The following is an 18,303-nucleotide window of genomic DNA, read 5'->3' as shown; positions in this document are numbered from 1 at the left end:
ACGCAAGCGCATGGACATCGGCGTTTGCTACTATCCGGAACATTGGCCCGAAGCCCGCTGGGCGGCGGATGCTGCCCTGATGCGCGAGACGGGCCTCACCCGCGTGCGGATCGGCGAATTCGCGTGGAGCCGGATCGAACCCGAACCCGGCCGCTTCGACTGGGGCTGGCTCGACCGCGCGGTGGAGACACTTCATGCAGCAGGGCTCGGCATCATCATGGGGACGCCCACGGCGACGCCGCCCAAGTGGCTGGTCGACCGGATGCCCGACATGGTCGCGCTCGATCGCGATGGCAGGCCGCGCGGCTTCGGTTCGCGGCGGCATTATTGCTTCAGCCACGTGGGCTACCGCGAAGAAGCAGCGCGGATCACGCGCGCGATTGTCGAACGGTATGGCCGGCACCCCGGCGTCGTCAGTTGGCAGACCGATAATGAATATGGCTGCCACGACACGGTGCAGAGCTTCTCGCCCGCCGCGCGCGATGCCTTCCGCATCTGGCTGGCCGCCCGCTACGGGTCCGTCGAGGCGCTGAACGAGGCCTGGGGCAATGTCTTCTGGTCGATGGAGTACCGGTCCTTCGACGAGGTGGATCTGCCGAACCTCACCGTGACGGAGGCAAATCCGGCGCACTGGCTCGCCTTCCGGCGCTTTTCTTCCGACCAGGTGGTTCGCTTCAACCGCGTGCAGGTCGACATCCTGCGCGAGTTGTCGCCGGGGCGGGACATCACGCACAATGCGATGGGTTTCTATACCGGCTACGACCATCACGACCTGGCCGCCGATCTCGACGTGCTGGGGTGGGACAGTTACCCGCTCGGCTTCCTCGAGATGTTCCGCTTTTCCGAGGAGGAGAAGCGGAAATACTCGCGGCAGGGGCATCCCGACATCGCCGCCTTCCATCACGACCTTTATCGCGGCTGCGCGAAAAACGGACGGTGGTCGGTGCTCGAACAGCAGCCGGGTCCGGTCAACTGGGCGCGGCACAATCCCGCGCCGCTGCCCGGCATGGTGCGGCTGTGGACGCTCGAAGCCTTCGCTCACGGAGCCGAGCTGGTTAGCTATTTCCGCTGGCGGCAGTTTCCCAAGGCGCAGGAACAGATGCACGCAGGGTTGCTTCGCCCCGATGCAACGCCTGCGCCCGCGCTGGCAGAAGCTCGCATGGCGGCGGACGACCTCGCGAGGATCGGCGATGCGGGCGAGGCCCCGAAACAGGCGGCGCTCGTGTTCGCCTATGACGCCGAATGGATGACGCAGATCCAGCCGCAGGGAGAAGGGCGCTCGGCGCTGTGGGCGGCATTTGCGGCCTACTCGTCACTCCGGCGTTTGGGGCTGAACGTCGACATCGTCTCGCCTTCGGCTTCGCTCGATGGCTATGCGCTGGTCGTCGTCCCCTGCCTTCCGATCGTGCCGGATGAATTGGTCGCCAAGCTGGCGGCGAGCGAGGCGCAGGTCGTCATCGGACCGCGCACCGGCACGCGGGACCTCGACTTCGGCATTCCCGATGCGCTCCTTCATGAAGGGCTAGCCGAGTTCATTGGCGGCCGGGTGGTGCGCAGCGAAAGTCTGTCGGACCGGCTGGTGATGGCGGGCGATGGCTGGGAAGCGCGCGGCTGGCTCGACCATTACAAAGGCGAAGCAGTGCCCGAGATGGTTGCGAAGGGCGGCGAAACTGTCGCGCTGCGCCATGGCCGCGCCTGGATCGCCGCGGCCTGGCCGCAGGGCAGTTTCCTCGATACGCTGGTCCAGCGCGCCGCCAATGCAGCAGGCCTGGAAGCGGAGCCGCTGCCCGAAGGGATACGCCGGCGCAGGCGCGGCGATACGCTGTTCGAGTTCGACTACAACGCTGGCGAAGTCCGCTTCGAGCGATAGCGCATTGTCGCGGGACCGCGCGCCATATAGGGTCTCGATAAGCAACCGATTCTTGCGGCTTGAGGAGAGAGAACCATGACCAAGACCTATGCGAACCTGATCGACGGGGAGATGGTCACCACCTCCGACACGTTCGAGGTCGTGAACCCGGCCAACGAGGAAGTCGTCGGCCTCGTCCCGTCCTGCGGTAAGGAAGAGCTCGACCGTGCCGTCGCCGCTGCGCGCCGCGCCTTCAAGAGCTGGCGCAAGACCAGTGCAGAGGAGCGCCAGAAGGTGGTCCAGGGCATTGCCGCTGCGATCAAGGACAATGGCGATGAACTGTTCCGCCTGCTCACCACCGAGCAGGGCAAGCCGCACGCGCAGGCGCAGATGGAAATCTTCGGCGCGGCCGGCCTTGCCGCCGCCCAGTCGACGTTGACGCTCGACGACGTGATCAACCAGGACGACGACACCCGCCTGTCGCGAACCCGCCGCGTGCCGGTGGGCGTGGTCGGCGGCATCGTGCCGTGGAACTTCCCGGTCATGATGGCGATCCAGAAAATCGTCCCTGCGCTGGTTTCGGGCTGCACCATCGTGCTCAAGCCCTCGCCCTTCACCCCGCTGACCACGCTGCGGATCGCGGAACTGATCAAGGACGTGGTGCCCGCGGGCACGGTGAACATCATCACCGGCCCCGACGAGCTCGGCCCGCTGATCACCGAGCATCCGGACATCGACAAGATCACCTTCACCGGCTCCACCGCGACCGGCAAGAAGATCATGGAAGGCGCCAGCCGCGACCTGAAGCGCATCACGCTGGAACTGGGCGGTAACGACGCGTCGATCGTCCTGCCCGACGCCGATGTCGAGAAGGTGGCCGAACAGCTGTTCTGGTCGAGCTTCTCCAACGCCGGCCAGATCTGCGTCGCGGCCAAGCGCATCTACATCCACGAGGACATTTACGACGACCTGTCCAAGGCGATCGCCGAATATGCCAAGGGCGTGGTCGTGGGCGACGGTTCGCAGCAGGGCACGGGCGTCGGCCCGATCCAGAACAAGAAGCAGTTCGACCGCGTGTGCGAGCTGATTCAGGACGCCAAGGACCAGGGCTACCAGTTCCTGACCGGCGGCGACGTCGATCCTTCCGGCACCGGCTATTACGTGCCGATCACCATCCTCGACAATCCGCCCGAGGACGCGCGCATCGTGGCCGAGGAACAGTTCGGCCCGGTCATGCCGCTGATGAAGTTCTCCAGCGTCGAGGAAGCGATCGAGCGCGCCAACAATTCCGAATACGGCCTCGCCGGTGCGGTCTGGACCAAGGACGCCGACAAGGGCGTCGAGATTGCCGAACAGCTGGAAACCGGCACGGTGTGGGTGAATGAATACCTCCACATCTCGCCGCTGGCGCCCTTCGGCGGGCACAAGCAATCCGGCTTCGGCGCGGAATACGGCATCGATGGCCTCAAGGAGTTCACCTATCCGCAGGTCATCACGGTGAAACGCGACGCGGATATCTGACCTCTGCGCTTGCATGAGCATCGCGCGCGCCTAGGGTGCGCGCGATGACCGACCGTTCTGCCGCATGGCGCTTCGCGATCGATCGCGGGGGGACCTTTACCGATGTCGTCGCCACCACGCCCGACGGGCGGCTGGTGACCGACAAGCTGCTGAGCGAAAATCCCGGCCATTATGCTGATGCGGCGAGCGAGGCGGTGCGCCGGCTCATGGCACGTCACGGGCCGGGGCCGATTGCCGAATTGCGTGTCGGGACGACAGTTGCGACCAATGCTCTGCTCGAACGCAAGGGAGAGCGGCTGGCCCTGCTGATCACGCGCGGGTTTGGCGACGCGCTGCGCATCGGGACGCAGGCGCGGCCGGAAATCTTCGCCCGTCATATCGTCCTGCCCGAACAATTGCCTGCGCGCGTGGTCGAGGTGACCGAACGCGTCGGGGTGAATGGCGAAGTCCTCCAATCGCTCGACGAGGCGCAGGTCCGCGCCGATCTCGCACAACTTCGTAGGGAGGGCTTCGATGCCCTTGCCATCGTGCTGGTGCATGGATGGAAATATCGTGACCACGAGAGCCAAATCGCTTCGATCGCGCGCGACATGGGCTTCGCGCAGGTCAGCGTCAGCCACGAGGTCAGCCCGCTGATCAAGCTCGTCCCGCGCGGCGATACGACCGTGGTGGATGCCTACCTCTCGCCCGTTCTGAGGCGCTACACCGTCGGCTTGCAGGCGGAGCTACCCGAGGCCGAGAGGCTGCGCTTCATGCAGTCGAACGGCGGCCTCGCCGAAGTCGGCGCATTTCGCGGCAAGGACGCGATTCTGTCCGGTCCGGCCGGCGGCGTGGTCGGCATGGTCGCGGCCAGCGCTCCTTTGGGGCATTACCGGATCATCGGCTTCGACATGGGCGGGACCAGCACCGACGTCGCGCATTATTCGGGCGAGTACGAACTGACCGGCGACAGCGTGGTGGCCGGCGTGCGCGTGGCCGCGCCCATGATGCAGATACACACGGTGGCTGCCGGGGGTGGCTCGATCTGCCGTTTCGATGGCTCGCGCTTCCGCGTCGGACCGGAAAGCGCAGGCGCGGATCCCGGGCCGGCCTGTTACCGCAAGGGCGGGCCGCTGACGGTGACCGATTGCAACTTGTTCCTCGGCAGGCTCGATCCGGCCTTCTTCCCGAGCGTCTTCGGGCCCGCAGGCGACGAACCGCTCGATCCGGAAGCAGCCCGCCGGCGGCTGGAGGAAGTGGCGGCATTGCTGCCACAGGCGAGACCGCTGGAGGAAATCGCCGAAGGCTTCCTCGCCATCGCGGTCGATTCCATGGCCAATGCGATCCGCAAGATATCGGTCGCGCGCGGACATGACGTCACCGCTTACGCGCTCGCCTGTTTCGGAGGGGCGGGCGGGCAGCACGCCTGCAAGGTGGCCGACGAACTGGGCATCGAGACCGTCCTCGTGCATCCGCTAGCCGGTATCCTGTCCGCCTATGGCATCGGCCTTGCGCCCGTGAAGACGATCCGCGAGGTCAGCCTGGTGCGCGCGCTTGGCGAGGATTATTCGGCCGATCTGGCCGCGCTGGAAGCCGAGGCGCGCGAAGCTCTTGTCGCGCAGGGTGTCGAGGATATCCGCATCGATACGAGCGCGCGGCTACGCTTTGCGGGCAGCGATTCCATGCTGGCAGTCCCCTGCGGCGAGACGCGCGAAATGGACGCCGCCTTCCGCAAGCTGCACCGCCAGCGCTTCGGTTATTCGGATGAGACTGCGCCAATCGTAGTGGAGGCGCTGAGCGTCGAAGCCAGCGGCACGTCGGGCGGGCTCGGCGCGGTCGAGGCCGAGCCGCAGGAGGCAAAAGGCAGCGCCAGCGGCACTTGGCCAACAGTGGAACGCAGCGCCATGCTGGCAGGGGAGGAAATTGCCGGACCGGCGCTGGTCATCGACCCGGGCTCTACCACGGTGGTCGAACGCGGATGGCAAGCGCGGCTCGCCGAGGAGGGAAGCCTCGTCCTCACTCGGACCGAGGCGCTCGAACGCGACCGTGCGGCCGGAACTGTGGTCGATCCCGTCCGTCTCGAAATATTCAACAACCTCTTCATGGCCATTGCCGAGGAAATGGGCGTGGTCCTCCAGTCGACCGCGACTTCGGTGAACATCAAGGAGAGGCTCGATTTCTCCTGCGCGCTGTTCGATGCGAGCGGCGCGCTTATCGCCAATGCACCGCATATCCCCGTGCACCTCGGTTCGATGGGCGACAGCATCGCCCGCGTGATCGAGGCGCGCGGTGAAGGACGCGACGGGCGCGGCTTCCGGCGGGGCGATGCCTATGTCCTGAACGATCCCTATCGCGGCGGAACGCATTTGCCCGACATCACGGTCATCGTGCCGGTGTTCTATGGCGATGCAGGGGAGGAACCTGATGCTTTCGTTGCGGCCCGCGGTCACCACGCGGACATTGGCGGCATTGCGCCGGGTTCCATGCCGCCCGAAAGTGCCACGATCGAGGAAGAGGGCGTCCTCATCGACAACCTCCTGATGGTGGACGAGGGGCATTTCCGCGAGGACGCGGTGCGCGAAGTCCTTGCATCGGCCCGCTATCCGGCGCGCAATCCCGACCGCAATCTGTCCGATTTGCGCGCACAACTGGCCGCCTGCACCCGGGGGAGCGAGCTGCTCGTCCAGTCGGCGCGCGAGCAGGGCGAAGCGGTGGTCGCCGCCTATATGGGCCACGTCCTCGCCAATGCGGAGGAAAGCGTGCGGCGGCTGCTGGACCGTCTGGACGACGGCAGCTTCGCCTATCCGATGGACAATGGCGCCGAAGTCAGGGTGGCCATGCGCATCGACCGCGAAAGCCGCAGCGCCGTGTTCGATTTCACCGGGACAAGCATGCAGCTGCCCGACAATTTCAACGCGCCGCGCTCCATCACGCGCGCAGCGGCGCTCTATGTCCTGCGCACACTGATCGACGATGCCATCCCGATGAACGACGGGTGCCTGCGACCGGTCGAACTGGTCGTGCCCGAAGGTTCGATGCTCGACCCAGAGCCGGGCGCAGCGGTCGTGGCGGGCAATGTCGAAACCAGCCAGGTCGTGACCGACGCGCTGTTCGCTGCGACCGGCAAGCTTGCGCCCTCGCAGGGCACTATGAACAATTTCACCTTCGGGAACGAGCGGCACCAGTATTACGAGACCATCGCCGGCGGCTCCGGTGCAGGCCCGGATCACGAGGGGACCAGCGCGGTGCAGACCCACATGACCAATTCGCGCTTGACCGATCCCGAAATCCTGGAAACCCGCCTGCCGGTGCGGCTCGACCGCTTTGCCATCAGGCGCGGCTCGGGAGGCAGGGGCGCGCATCGCGGCGGCGACGGGGTGGAGCGGCGCGTGACGTTCCTCGAACCCATGCGCGCGAACATGCTCGCCAACCGGCGTACAATCGCGCCGCGCGGGATTTGCGGCGGCGGCGATGCACAGCCGGGGCGCAACTGGGTCGAACGCACCGATGGCCGCATCGAGGAACTGGGCGCGACCGGGCATGCAGAGATGCAGCCGGGCGACGCCTTCGTCATTCTGACGCCCGGCGGGGGCGGATACGGGGAGGAACGGGAATGAACTACTGGCCGCTGGCCGGCATCGCCATCGTGGTGGCGGGCTTTGCGCTGCGCTTCAATCCGCTGCTGGTAGTCGTCACGGCGGCGCTGGCCACCGGCGTCCTTGCAGGCCTTGACCTCGTCGCGGTGATCGAGGCGCTGGGCAAGGCTTTCAACGACAACCGCTACATCTCGGTCACCTGGATCATCCTGCCGGTAATCGGCCTGCTCGAACGCTATGGCCTGCAGCAACGCGCCCGCGCGGTTATCGAGGGCATTCGCGGTGCGACCATGGGCAAGCTGCTGACGATCTACCTCCTGTTCCGGCAGATTACCGCGGCGCTCGGCCTGACCAGCCTTGGCGGCCACCCGCAGACGGTCCGCCCGCTGGTCGCCCCGATGGCGGAAGCGGCGGCGGAAAAATCGCACGGCGAACTGGCCGATGAAGATCGCGAAAAGGTCAAGGCCATGTCGGCGGCGACCGACAATGTCGGCCTGTTCTTCGGCGAGGACATCTTCTTCGCGATCGCTTCCATCCTGCTGATCCAGGGCGTGTTCGAAAGCTACGGCTATCCGCTTACCCCGCTGCAATTGTCGGTCTGGGCGATCCCCACGGCGATCTGCGCCTTCATCATCCACGGCTGGCGGATCCGTTCGCTCGACCGGCGTCTGGGGAGGACAGCGGCATGATCACCTATGAATGGCTCTACATCCTGACGGGCGGTTTCTTTCTCGTCTGGTCGCTCCTGTCCTCGCGCGACGCGAAATGGGGCAATGCGGCCTTCTGGGGACTCCTCTCGGCGAGCTTCCTGTTCGGCAGCCATTTGTCTGATTTCGCGAATGGCGTGCTCGTGCTCGCGCTTGTGGGCATCGCGGGGCTCGGTCTCCTCAAGCGCAGTGACCCGGCCACGACGACGCTGGAGGAGCGGCAGGCGCATTCCGGGAGGCTGGGTAACAGGCTGTTCCTTCCTGCCCTGATCGTGCCCCTGACGGCTGTCGCCGGCACACTGCTCTACAATTACACGCCGCTCAGCGAGAGCGGCCTGCTGGCCGAACGTCGCGAGACGCTGATCCTCTTCAGCCTCGGCACGCTCATCGCGCTCACTGCCGCAATGCTCTGGTTGAAGCCGCCGGTGCTGGCAGCCGCGGAAGAGGGGCGGCGCCTGCTCGATTCGATCGGATGGGCCGGTATCCTGCCGCAAATGCTCGCGGCGCTGGGAGCCGTCTTTGCACTCGCCGGAGTTGGAGACATCATCGGTGGCATTGCGGGCGAGATCATTCCCGACGGCAGCATATTCCTTACCGTTGTGGTGTTCGCGCTGGGCATGGCGCTCTTCACGATGATCATGGGCAATGCCTTTGCCGCCTTCCCGGTCATGGCTGCGGCCATCGGCATCCCGCTGCTGGTCGAAGGCTATGGCGGCAATCCGGCGGTGATCGGCGCGGTCGGCATGCTGGCGGGCTTCTGCGGGACGCTGATGACGCCGATGGCGGCCAACTTCAACATCGTGCCGGCCGCCCTGCTCGAACTGAAGGACCAGAACGCCGTCATCCGCCAGCAGGTCGGCACCGCATTGCCGCTGTGGGTTTGCAATGTCGTGATCATCTATGTCGGAGCATTCCTGTTGTGGACCTGACCGAAGACATCGCCCGCCATTTCGCCCGCATCGCGCTGGGCCACGTGGCGCGGCCCTATCCCTACAAGGAGGATCACGTGTTCGAGGGCGACCATGACGTGCGCCCCCCGCGCGAGGCGCACCCTGTCTTCTTCGGCAGTTTCGACTGGCATAGCTGCGTTCACGGCTGGTGGACCCTGCTCACCTTGCGCCGGCTCTATCCTGACATGCCCGAAGCGACGCAGATTGCCGCGCTGGCGGACAGCACATTCACCGAGGAGAAGCTGGCAGTCGAACTGGCCTATCTGGACCGGACCTATTCGCGCGCTTTCGAGCGGCCCTATGGCTGGGCGTGGCTGCTCTATCTCCACCACGAGGCTGCGCGGCATGGCGACAGGGACTGGGGCGCGAGGCTGGAGCCGCTTGCCCGTGCCTTTGCCGGACAATTTCGCGATTACCTGCGCATCCTGACCTATCCGATAACTGTGGGCTCTCACTACAACTCCGCCTTCGCGCTGACGCTGGCGCGCGAATGGGCGCAGGAGCGCGATTCCGTGCTGGTTGCGACGATCGACGAATGGGCGCTGGTGGCATACGGCCAGCGGCGGGACTATGCGGGTTGGGAACCGGGCGGCGATGAATTCCTCTCGCCCGTCCTGTCGGTCGCGATGCTGATGAGCCGGGTCATGCCGCAGCTCCAGTACGCGCCTTGGCTCGACGAGCTGGTCCTGTCGAACGGCTGGGTGGAGCGCGAGTGCAGGCCCGTAACGGTGTCGGACCGCAGCGATGGCAAGATCGCCCATCTCGACGGGCTCAACCTCAGCCGGGCGTGGAACCTGCGCGCAGCCTCGCGCGCGTTGGGCGACCATCCGGCGCAGGAGTTACTGGAGGCAAGGGCGCAGGAGCACCTCGAGGCTGCCATGCCCCACGTGGCAGGCGATTACATGGGCGAGCATTGGCTGGCGAGCTTCGCCCTCCTGGCGCTGCTCGAAAAAAGCTGAGGTCAGGCGCGGCGGCGGCTGTCTGCGGCACTACCGGGCAGGCCCTTGACGAAGCCGCCCATGGCGCGCGCGACGGCTTCGGGCAGTTCGATCTCTCCGCCGAGCGTACGGCCCGCCGAAAGGCCGATGCGAATGTCCAGCGTGCCACCTTCGGCGACCAGCCGTCCGTCCTCGCGGAACTCCCCGACCTCTTCCTTCCCGAGTTCGAAACGGACGGTCTGTCGCTCTCCGGGCGCAAGCGTGACGCGCTCGAAATCGCGCAGGTCCATGCGGCTGGGCAGGTGGCGGCCACGATAACGGCGCACGAACAGCTGGACTGTCTCGGTCCCTGAGATTTCGCCCGTGTTGCGCAGCTGGGCGCTGGCGACGATGTGGTCGGTCGCAAGGCCGAGCGTGAGGTCGGTCAACGCGAAATCGGCGTAATTGAGGCCATGTCCGAAGGGCAATCCGCGATTGTGCTCGCTGGCCGGAATAGCCACGGGCAGCTTTCCGCAGGGTGCAGCCTCGCCGGTCAGGATTTCCGCAATGGCATGACCGCTCATGGTCCCCAGCTGCCCTGCATGTAGTACGGCCGGCAAGGGGTTGCCGGACACGACCGGATCGAGCGGCAGCGTGCCGAGCGTGACCAGGACGATATGCTCCGTGACCGAACGCAGCGAGGCCAGCAGCTGCTGTTCCGCCTCTGACAGCCTCGCGTTCTTGCACTCACCCAGTACCACCACGACAGTGCGCGATCGCTTGGCCGCTTCGCACGCCATGCCGATCGCCATGCTGTCGGCCTCGACCAATCGGCCAACGGTCCCGTTCTCGCGTCGCAGGGCGAGGCCGGGTGCGAACTTGTAGGGAATGCCGAGCTGTTCCAGCCCATCGATCACGCTTGCGCCCGGTCCGCCGCGCCCAGCGACCGGAAGGGACCTGTCGTTGGCGGCGTTGCCGATGACGAGGATATCTCCCGAATCTACGCCGAGCGGCAGCATCGCCGGTTCGTTGCGCAAGAGCACGCAGCACTTCTTGGCGAGGTCCAGTGCCGCCTGGCGGTTCTGGATCGGCGTGGGAAGCGACCCCCGGCGGCGCACCGCCTCGCGTCCCAGTGGCTGGCTGAACAGGCCGAGCGCGTATTTGGCGCGCAGGACGCGGGCGGCCGCATCGTCCAGCCGCGAGAGCGGGATTTCGCGCTTCTCGACGGCTGCGGCGATAGCGTCGATGGGCATGTAGTCCCCGATCTCCACGTGTTCGCTGTCACGCGCGGCTGCGGCCAGCGCCTGCCATTCGGACAACACGATGCCTTCGAAAGCTCCCGGTCCCTGCAGGAACGCGAAGGCGCGCTGCAGCGCTCCGCGGTGGCGGGTGTCGGCGCCGCCAAACGAGATCGAGCCGAGGTAGCCCTGCTGCGAAACATGAGCAGCGATGCGCAGGGCATCGGCGATTTCCTGTCGTCCGCCGGTGCTCGCAGGGGCCAGGATGCGCGACAAGTCGAGGCAGGCAAGCACGCCTTCGCGCGCCGTGTCGCCCGCTGCCTGCAGTCCCCTGACACGGGCTGCAGCGATCCGGGCTGCGAGGTGGACCTGCTCTGCGGAGGAAGGATGGCCGGTCCCGCTGCTTGGCCGCAGGTATCCCGCTTCCGGTCCCAGCGCCCAGTTGACACCCCGGGAATGGGCTTCGTCCGCAACCACCCCTTCCGCAGCGGCGATTGCGTCCATATCGAAACTGGCCGCGGCAGCGAGCGGTGCGGGAAAGATGGTGTCGATCCCCGTCGCCGTCTCGGCCGGGAAAAGCAAGGGAATGCCCAGCCGCGATTCTTCGATCGCAATCTGCTGGAAGGCTTCTGCCTGGAGCTTGGAACCGATCCCCTCTACCGCAGTGACGCGTCCATCGCGAATGGCGCGCGCGAAGGCTTCTGTTTCCGCACGGTCCTGGGGATCAGGAGCTTGGACGACGGCGAGTTGCCCCGCCTTCTCCTCGACCGTCATGTAGGCGAGCAGGTCCGAAACGACACGTTCGCAATCGCTGTCGGGCGGCAGATGGATCATGCGCGCGCCTCCGCCCGCCTGCCTGCATCGGGCAGTCGCGCCGGCATCGGCCGGGAGCGGGAGCGCTTCGCCATCTGTCCCTCCGCAGGAACGGGGTGGGTACGGGGGACGGCCCCCCGCGAACGGTTCGCGGACAGTTGTGAAGGCTGGTGGTAAATTTCCCGTTAGCGCCAAGGGCTTGCCGGTCGCATGGAGAGCAGCTTTCGGCGGCCGTGGCTTTGCTACGTTTACAGATATAAAAATATCTTTATATGTTTCCGCATGCGAACCGAGGCCATCTTCCGCGCGCTTGCCGATCCGACGCGCCTTCGCATCTTGCGGGTGCTCGGTTCGATGGAGCTTGCAGTGGGTGAGGTCGCGCAGATCCTAGGCCAAAGCCAACCGCGCGTATCGCGCCATATCGGCATCCTGTGCGATGCCGGCCTTGCAGAGCGGCGCCGCGAGGGAAGCTGGATATTCCTGCGCGCCCGCGCCGACGGGGCGTTATGCAGCGAAGTGCTCAAATTGCTTGAGGCCGCCGAACGCTCCGATCACGAATTCGCAGGCCTTTGCGAGGACGATCGCCGCAAACTGGCGGAAATCCGCTCGGCACGCGAAGAACAGGCCGAACAGTATTTCGCCGACCATGCGCACGACTGGGACGAACTGCGCCGCCTGCATTCCTCCGACGCGGAGGTGGAGACGGCACTACGCGGGGCGCTCGGCGACAACCGGCTGGGCAGGCTGCTCGATATCGGTACCGGGACGGGCCGCATGGCGGAGCTTTTCGCAGAAGGGGCGGATCATATCGTTGCGCTCGACAAGAGCCTGGCGATGTTGCGCGTTGCCCGCGCGAAGCTCCAGCACCTGCCGACCGAGCGGGTCGAGCTGGTGCAGGGCGATTTCGCCCAGCTGCCATTTGCCCCGTCGAGCTTCGATACCGTGCTGTTCCACCAGGTGCTGCATTTCGCGCAAAATCCGGCGACGGTCCTCGCCGAGGCCGCCCGCGTCACGCGCAACGGCGGACGTGTCGCGATCGTCGACTTCGCCGCTCACCAGCGCGAGGAGCTGCGCGAACGCCATGCCCATGCCCGCCTCGGCTTTTCCGACGAGCAGATGGCAGGGCTGCTGGCCGATGCAGGGTTCGACCCTGAAGCCCCGATTGCCCTTGCAGACGGCGAACTGGCCGTGAAGATTTGGGTCGCGCAGCGCTGCGTGGCCGCAGGAAGGAAAGCCTCGTGAGCCCCACGCTCGACCAGATGCGCGAAGCCCAGCGCGCGCTCGAAACGCCGCTCTTCTCCGGCCTGCCCGGCGATATCGACGTCAGCTTCGAGTTCTTCCCCCCGAAGACCGAGGCGATGGCGCAAACGCTGTGGCACAGCGTCGAAACCCTTGCCCCGCTCGGTCCGCGCTTCGTGTCGGTGACCTATGGCGCGGGCGGCTCCACGCGCGAGCGGACCCATGCCGCCGTACGCCGGATCGTCAACGAAACTGCGATGCCCGCCGCTGCCCACCTGACCTGCGTCAACGCCACGCGCGAGGAGGTCGATGCCGTGGCACGCGAATACTGGGAAGAGGGAGTGCGGCACATTGTCGCCCTGCGCGGCGATCCGCCCGACGGCAGTTCCGCCTACACACCCCATCCCGGCGGCTATGCCAATGCGGCCGAGCTGATCGCGGGCCTCAAGAAGGTGGCAGACTTCGAAATCTCCGTCGCCGCCTATCCCGAGGTGCATCCGGATTCGCCTGATCGCCAGGCCGATCTCGACAATCTCAAGCGCAAGTTCGATGCTGGCGCGACCCGCGCCATCACCCAGTTCTTCTTTGATCCGCAGTGTTTCTTCGAATTCCGCGACCGCGCGGCCGCGGCCGGGATCGAGGGCGAGATCGTCCCGGGCATAATGCCGGTGCTCAGCTTCGCGGCCGTCCAGCGCATGTCGGGCCTGTGCGGCACGGCAATCCCTCACTGGATGGAAGGGCTTTTCGATGGTCTCGACGACCGTCCCGAGGCGCGCCAGCTGGTAAGCGCCACCATCGCTGCAGAACTGTGCCGCCGCCTCTATGCGGGCGGGGTTCGCCAGTTCCACTTTTACACCCTCAATCGCGCCGAGCTGAGCTATGCGATCTGCCACATGCTCGGCCTGCGTCCGAAGGCCTGACATGTCTAAGCGTAGAGAATTCGAAGCTGCCGCCGCGCAGCGTATCCTTATCAACGACGGTGGTTTCGGGACTGAAATCCAGGCCTTCAGGCTGAGCGAAGAGCAATTCGCCGGTTCGCTGGGCCTGTCGTATGACCAGAAGGGCAACAACGATATCCTCGCGCTGACCGCGCCGCACGTGCCGGAAAGCATCCACCGCGCCTATTTCGAGGCAGGGGCCGATATCGCCTCGGTGAACACGTTTTCGGCCAACCGGATCAGCCAGGCCGACTATGGTGCCGAACATTTGGTTCGCGAAATCAATGTCGAGAGCGCGCGGATCGCTCGCCGCGTGGCGGACGAGTTTGCGGCGAGAGATGGCCGCCCACGCTTTGTCGCCGGATCGGTCGGGCCGACCAACAAGACCCTGTCGCTCAGCCCCGATGTCGAGGATCCCGGGTTTCGCGAGATCGACTGGGATTTTCTGGTCGATGTCTATCGCGAGCAGATGGCTGCTCTGGTCGAGGGTGGGGCCGACTTCATCCTGATCGAGACCGTGTTCGACACGCTAAATTGCAAGGCCGCGATCATGGCCGCACGGATACTCGAGCGCCAGCTTGGCCGCGAGGTTCCGTTGATGATCTCGCTCACACTGACCGATCTTTCGGGTCGCAATCTCTCGGGCCATACCGTTGAGGCGTTCTGGTATGCGGTGCGCCATGCCCGTCCACTCACGATCGGGCTCAACTGTTCGTTCGGGGCTGCCCAGCTTCGCCCGCACGTCCGCTCGCTCAGCGCCATCGCCAATGCGCTGGTGATGGTCTATCCCAATGCCGGTCTGCCGAACGATCTCGGCGAATATGACGAGCTACCTGAAGAAACCGCGGGAATGATTGAGGAATGGGCCCAGGGCGGGCTCGTCAATGTAATCGGCGGGTGCTGCGGCTCCACGCCCGCTCACATCGCGGCCATGGCCAAAGCGGTGAAGGGACTGCCCCCCCGGCAGATCCCGGAGATTTCGCCGGACATGCGCCTTGCGGGCCTCGAACCTTTCACGATTGCCGCCTGATGACCCAGAGCAGTACCACCGCCCGCTTCGTCAATATCGGCGAGCGCACCAACGTCACCGGTTCGGCGGCGTTCAAGAAGCTGATCCTTGCCGACGATTACGAAAAGGCGGTCGAGGTCGCGCGCCAGCAGGTCGAGAACGGCGCGCAGGTCATCGACGTCAACATGGACGAGGGCCTGCTCGATGCCGAGCGGGCGATGACCACCTTCCTCAAGCTCATCGCTGCCGAGCCCGATATCGCCCGAGTGCCGGTGATGATCGACAGCTCCAAGTGGGAGGTAATCGAGGCAGGCCTCAAATGCGTGTCGGGCAAGCCGATCGTCAATTCGATCAGCATGAAGGAAGGCGAGGAGGCATTCCTCGACCATGCGAGGCTGTGCATGGACTACGGCGCTGCCGTGGTCGTCATGGCCTTCGACGAAGAGGGGCAGGCCGATACGAAGGACCGCAAAGTAGAAATCTGCGCGCGCGCCTATGACTTGCTGACCAGCATCGGCTTCCCGCCCGAAGACATCATCTTCGATCCCAATATCTTCGCCGTCGCGACGGGGATCGAGGAGCACGACCGCTACGGTCTCGATTTCATCGAGGCGGTGCGCGAGATCAAGGCGCGCTGTCCCCATGCGCGGACCAGCGGCGGCCTGTCGAACCTCTCGTTCAGCTTCCGCGGCAACGAGACGGTGCGCCGGGCGATGCACTCGGTCTTCCTTTACCATGCGATCCCCGCCGGCCTCGACATGGCTATCGTCAATGCGGGCCAGCTCGACGTCTACGACCAGATCGACCCCGAACTTCGCGAAGCGTGCGAGGACGTGATCCTCATGCGTCGCCACGATGCGACCGAGCGCCTGATTGCGCTTGCCGAAAGCTATCGCGGCAAGAGCGCGGCCGACGAGAAGGCCGAAGAAGAATGGCGCGGCTGGCCGGTTGCGCGCCGCCTCGAGCACGCTCTGGTCAAGGGCATCGACGCCCATGTCGTCGACGATACGGAAGAAGCGCGCCAGCAGTTCGATCGCCCGATCGAAGTCATCGAAGGCCCGCTGATGGACGGCATGAACGTCGTCGGCGATCTGTTCGGAAGCGGTAAGATGTTCCTGCCGCAGGTGGTGAAATCCGCGCGTGTCATGAAGAAGGCGGTCTCCCACCTCATCCCCTTCATCGAAGCGGAGAAGGAAGAAGGCGCCAAGGCCAAGGGCCGGATCGTCATGGCCACGGTGAAGGGCGACGTCCACGATATCGGCAAGAACATCGTCGGCGTGGTCCTGCAGTGCAATGGCTACGAAGTGATCGATCTGGGCGTGATGGTCCCGTGGTCGCAGATCCTCGCTGCCGCGAACGAAAACGATGCCGACATGATTGGTCTGTCTGGCCTCATCACCCCCTCCCTCGACGAGATGGTCACCGTCGCCGAGGAGATGAACCGTGCGGGCATGACCATGCCGCTGCTCATCGGCGGTGCGACCACCAGCAAGGTCCACACGGCCCTGCGCATCGACCCTGCCTACGACGGGCCCGTGATCCACGTGCTCGATGCGAGCCGCGCAGTCGGTGTAGCCAGCCGCCTGCTCTCGGACACGCAGCGTGACGAATTCGTGGACGCTACCGCCGCCGAATACGAGAAGGTCCGCGATGCGCGAGCGGGCAAGGGCCAGAGCGTACTGCTGAGCCTGGAAGAAGCGCGGGCCAATTTCTACGACGCCTTTCTGTCGGACAAGGCCGCCCCGCCGCTGAAGCCGGGGTTGCACACGTTCAAGGACTGGGATCTTTCCCATCTTCGCGAGTATATCGACTGGACCCCGTTCTTCCGCGCCTGGGAATTGCACGGCACCTATCCCGCCATCCTCAAGGACGAGGTGGTGGGCGAAACGGCGCAGCAATTGTTCGCCGATGCCAATGCGATGCTCGACCGGATCATCGAGGGCAAATGGCTGACCGCACGCGGCGTCGCCGGCTTCTGGCCCTGCGCGCGTGACGGGGACGACGTGACCATCCACGATCCGGAAGGCGAAACGCATACGGTCCTGCCTTTCCTGCGCCAGCAGGTGAAGAAAAGCCGCGACCGCGCGAACATGTGCCTTGCAGATTTCATCGATCCGGCCGGTGACTGGCTCGGCGGATTTGCCGTCGGCATCCACGGTATCGAGGAGCATTCGAAGCGCTTCATCGAGGACAAGGACGATTACTCCGACATCCTGTTGAAGGCGCTGGCCGACCGGTTCGCGGAAGCCTTTGCTGAAGCGCTGCACCAGCATGTGCGCACCGACCTGTGGGGTTATGCGCCGCAGGAACAGCTGACCAACGAGGCGCTGATCAAGGAGGAATACCGCGGCATCCGCCCGGCGCCGGGCTATCCCGCCTGCCCCGACCACAGCCTGAAACCGGTCCTGTTCGACCTGCTGGAGGCGGAAGCGCGCACCGGCATCACGCTGACCGAGAATTTCGCCATGTATCCGACTGCGGCAGTCAGCGGGTTCTACTTCGGCCATCCCGAAAGCCAGTATTTCGGCGTCGCCCGCATCGGGCGCGACCAATTGGAAGACTATGCGCGCCGCCGGGGCATCGATATGGCGACGGCCGAGAGATGGCTGCGACCCAATCTGGACTGAGCGCGCTGCCCCAAGGGCGGCTGGTGGTGATCGGCGGCTGCGTGCTGCTGGTCGCCTATGCCCTGCTATTGCTCTCCGTTCCGTTCGATCCGGAGCTGATGGCGCGGCTGTGGTTCCTGCCCGGCATCGGCGTCATCGGAGCGATTATCGCGAACACCTCGGGCACGGGAGGGGGCGTCGTATTCGTGCCGGTCTTCAACGCGCTGCGCGAATGGAGCGTGATGGACCTGCAGCCGCTGCAGGTAGTCGGCGTCTCCATGTGTATCCAGAGCTTCGGTATGACGATGGGCGCGCTGCGCTGGACCGATCGACTTTATCACCAGCCCGATCCGGAGCCGCTGCACGCGCAGGTGTCGCCCCGCGACTTCTTCACCGTCGCGCTTGCCGTCCTCGCCCTGTCGTTGCCCGCAATGCTGCTGACGCAGCGGCTGACGTCGTTCGACCAGCATGCAGTGCTGATGGGCTACAAGGGTTTCTCGATCCTGCTCGGCATTGCGCTGATTGCTTCCACCTGGACGGTCAATCTCACGCGGCCCGAGAAAGACCGGCTCGAACGCTTCGACCTGATGGTGCTGCTACTCCTGGCGATCCCGGGCGGCGTGCTCACTGCCCTGTTCTCCGTCGGGATCGGCGAACTGGTCGCGCTCTATCTCTTCATTCGGCATTATCCGGTGCTGCTGTGTACCGGTGCCGCCTGCCTGATTTCCTCGGTCAGCGTCATTGCTGGCGCGATCTGGCATATCGATGCGGGCACCATCCAGTGGGAGGTCGTACTGCTTGCCGCCCCCGGTGCGGCACTTGGCGGCTTCCTTGCGCGCCCTATCGCACTATGGCTCGGCGCACGGCGGCTGAAGACGCTGGATGGCGGATGGATCGTGCTGTCCGCACTCTATCTCCTCTGGCTCAACCGCGGCTGATTG

The 18,303-nt window shown here is 65.4% G+C and carries 12 protein-coding genes; 11 read left to right on the top strand and 1 reads right to left on the bottom strand.

Annotated features, from left to right (window positions below; translation table 11 throughout):
* The first annotated feature begins 10 nt into the window (after positions 1-10).
* The 6 genes from LCL94_RS04680 to LCL94_RS04655 all read left to right on the top strand — a co-directional run bounded on the left by LCL94_RS04680 (position 11) and on the right by LCL94_RS04655 (position 9,561).
* Positions 11-1,870: a beta-galactosidase gene (locus tag LCL94_RS04680; RefSeq protein WP_224831195.1), complete on the top strand. Its 1,860-nt coding sequence runs from the start codon at positions 11-13 to the stop codon at positions 1,868-1,870.
* 75 nt (positions 1,871-1,945) lie between these two features.
* Positions 1,946-3,370 (top strand): aldehyde dehydrogenase family protein, encoded by a 1,425-nt coding sequence (locus LCL94_RS04675; protein ID WP_224831194.1) that lies wholly within the window; start codon positions 1,946-1,948, stop codon positions 3,368-3,370.
* Between the two features lie 44 nt (positions 3,371-3,414).
* Positions 3,415-6,966 carry a hydantoinase B/oxoprolinase family protein gene (locus tag LCL94_RS04670; RefSeq protein ID WP_224831193.1) on the top strand — a complete coding sequence of 1,184 codons (3,552 nt, stop codon included), beginning with the start codon at positions 3,415-3,417 and terminating at the stop codon, positions 6,964-6,966.
* On the top strand, positions 6,963-7,634 hold the full coding sequence (locus LCL94_RS04665) for a DUF969 domain-containing protein (protein WP_224831192.1): 672 nt from the start codon (positions 6,963-6,965) through the stop codon (positions 7,632-7,634). Before LCL94_RS04670 ends, LCL94_RS04665 begins: the two co-directional genes overlap by 4 nt.
* Complete coding sequence (locus tag LCL94_RS04660) at positions 7,631-8,581, top strand: DUF979 domain-containing protein (protein WP_224831191.1); 951 nt, start codon at positions 7,631-7,633, stop codon at positions 8,579-8,581. The genes LCL94_RS04665 and LCL94_RS04660 overlap by 4 nt, the downstream gene beginning before the upstream one ends.
* Entirely contained in the window at positions 8,572-9,561 is a 990-nt protein-coding gene (locus tag LCL94_RS04655) for a DUF2891 domain-containing protein (RefSeq protein WP_224831190.1), read from the top strand. The genes LCL94_RS04660 and LCL94_RS04655 overlap by 10 nt, the downstream gene beginning before the upstream one ends.
* Positions 9,562-9,563: 2 nt before the next feature.
* On the opposite strand, the gene LCL94_RS04650 is transcribed toward LCL94_RS04655, so the two are convergent.
* Positions 9,564-11,591 carry a glycoside hydrolase family 3 C-terminal domain-containing protein gene (locus LCL94_RS04650; protein ID WP_224831189.1) on the bottom strand — a complete coding sequence of 676 codons (2,028 nt, stop codon included), beginning with the start codon at positions 11,589-11,591 and terminating at the stop codon, positions 9,564-9,566.
* 261 nt (positions 11,592-11,852) lie between these two features.
* Between LCL94_RS04650 and LCL94_RS04645 the strand changes: the two genes are divergently transcribed.
* Genes LCL94_RS04645 through LCL94_RS04625 form a run of 5 tightly spaced genes read left to right on the top strand, consistent with a single transcriptional unit; the run spans position 11,853 to position 18,300 of the window.
* The gene (locus LCL94_RS04645) at positions 11,853-12,812 is read left to right on the top strand and encodes an ArsR/SmtB family transcription factor (RefSeq protein WP_224831188.1); all 960 of its coding nucleotides are present in this window, start codon (positions 11,853-11,855) and stop codon (positions 12,810-12,812) included.
* Positions 12,813-12,829: 17 nt separating this feature from the next.
* Positions 12,830-13,729, top strand: coding sequence for a methylenetetrahydrofolate reductase (metF, locus tag LCL94_RS04640; protein WP_263611821.1), 900 nt, complete (start codon positions 12,830-12,832; stop codon positions 13,727-13,729).
* Position 13,730: 1 nt separating this feature from the next.
* Positions 13,731-14,777: a homocysteine S-methyltransferase family protein gene (locus tag LCL94_RS04635; RefSeq protein WP_224831186.1), complete on the top strand. Its 1,047-nt coding sequence runs from the start codon at positions 13,731-13,733 to the stop codon at positions 14,775-14,777.
* On the top strand, positions 14,777-17,383 hold the full coding sequence (gene metH / locus LCL94_RS04630) for a methionine synthase (protein WP_224831185.1): 2,607 nt from the start codon (positions 14,777-14,779) through the stop codon (positions 17,381-17,383). The genes LCL94_RS04635 and metH overlap by 1 nt, the downstream gene beginning before the upstream one ends.
* Positions 17,359-18,300 (top strand): sulfite exporter TauE/SafE family protein, encoded by a 942-nt coding sequence (locus LCL94_RS04625; protein WP_224831184.1) that lies wholly within the window; start codon positions 17,359-17,361, stop codon positions 18,298-18,300. Before metH ends, LCL94_RS04625 begins: the two co-directional genes overlap by 25 nt.
* Positions 18,301-18,303 lie beyond the last annotated feature (3 nt).

Source organism: Qipengyuania gaetbuli (assembly GCF_020171365.1).
In the GTDB taxonomy this organism is placed as follows: domain Bacteria; phylum Pseudomonadota; class Alphaproteobacteria; order Sphingomonadales; family Sphingomonadaceae; genus Qipengyuania; species Qipengyuania gaetbuli_B.
Note: the sequence above shows the minus strand (reverse complement) of the source record. Positions and strands in the feature narration are given on the sequence as shown.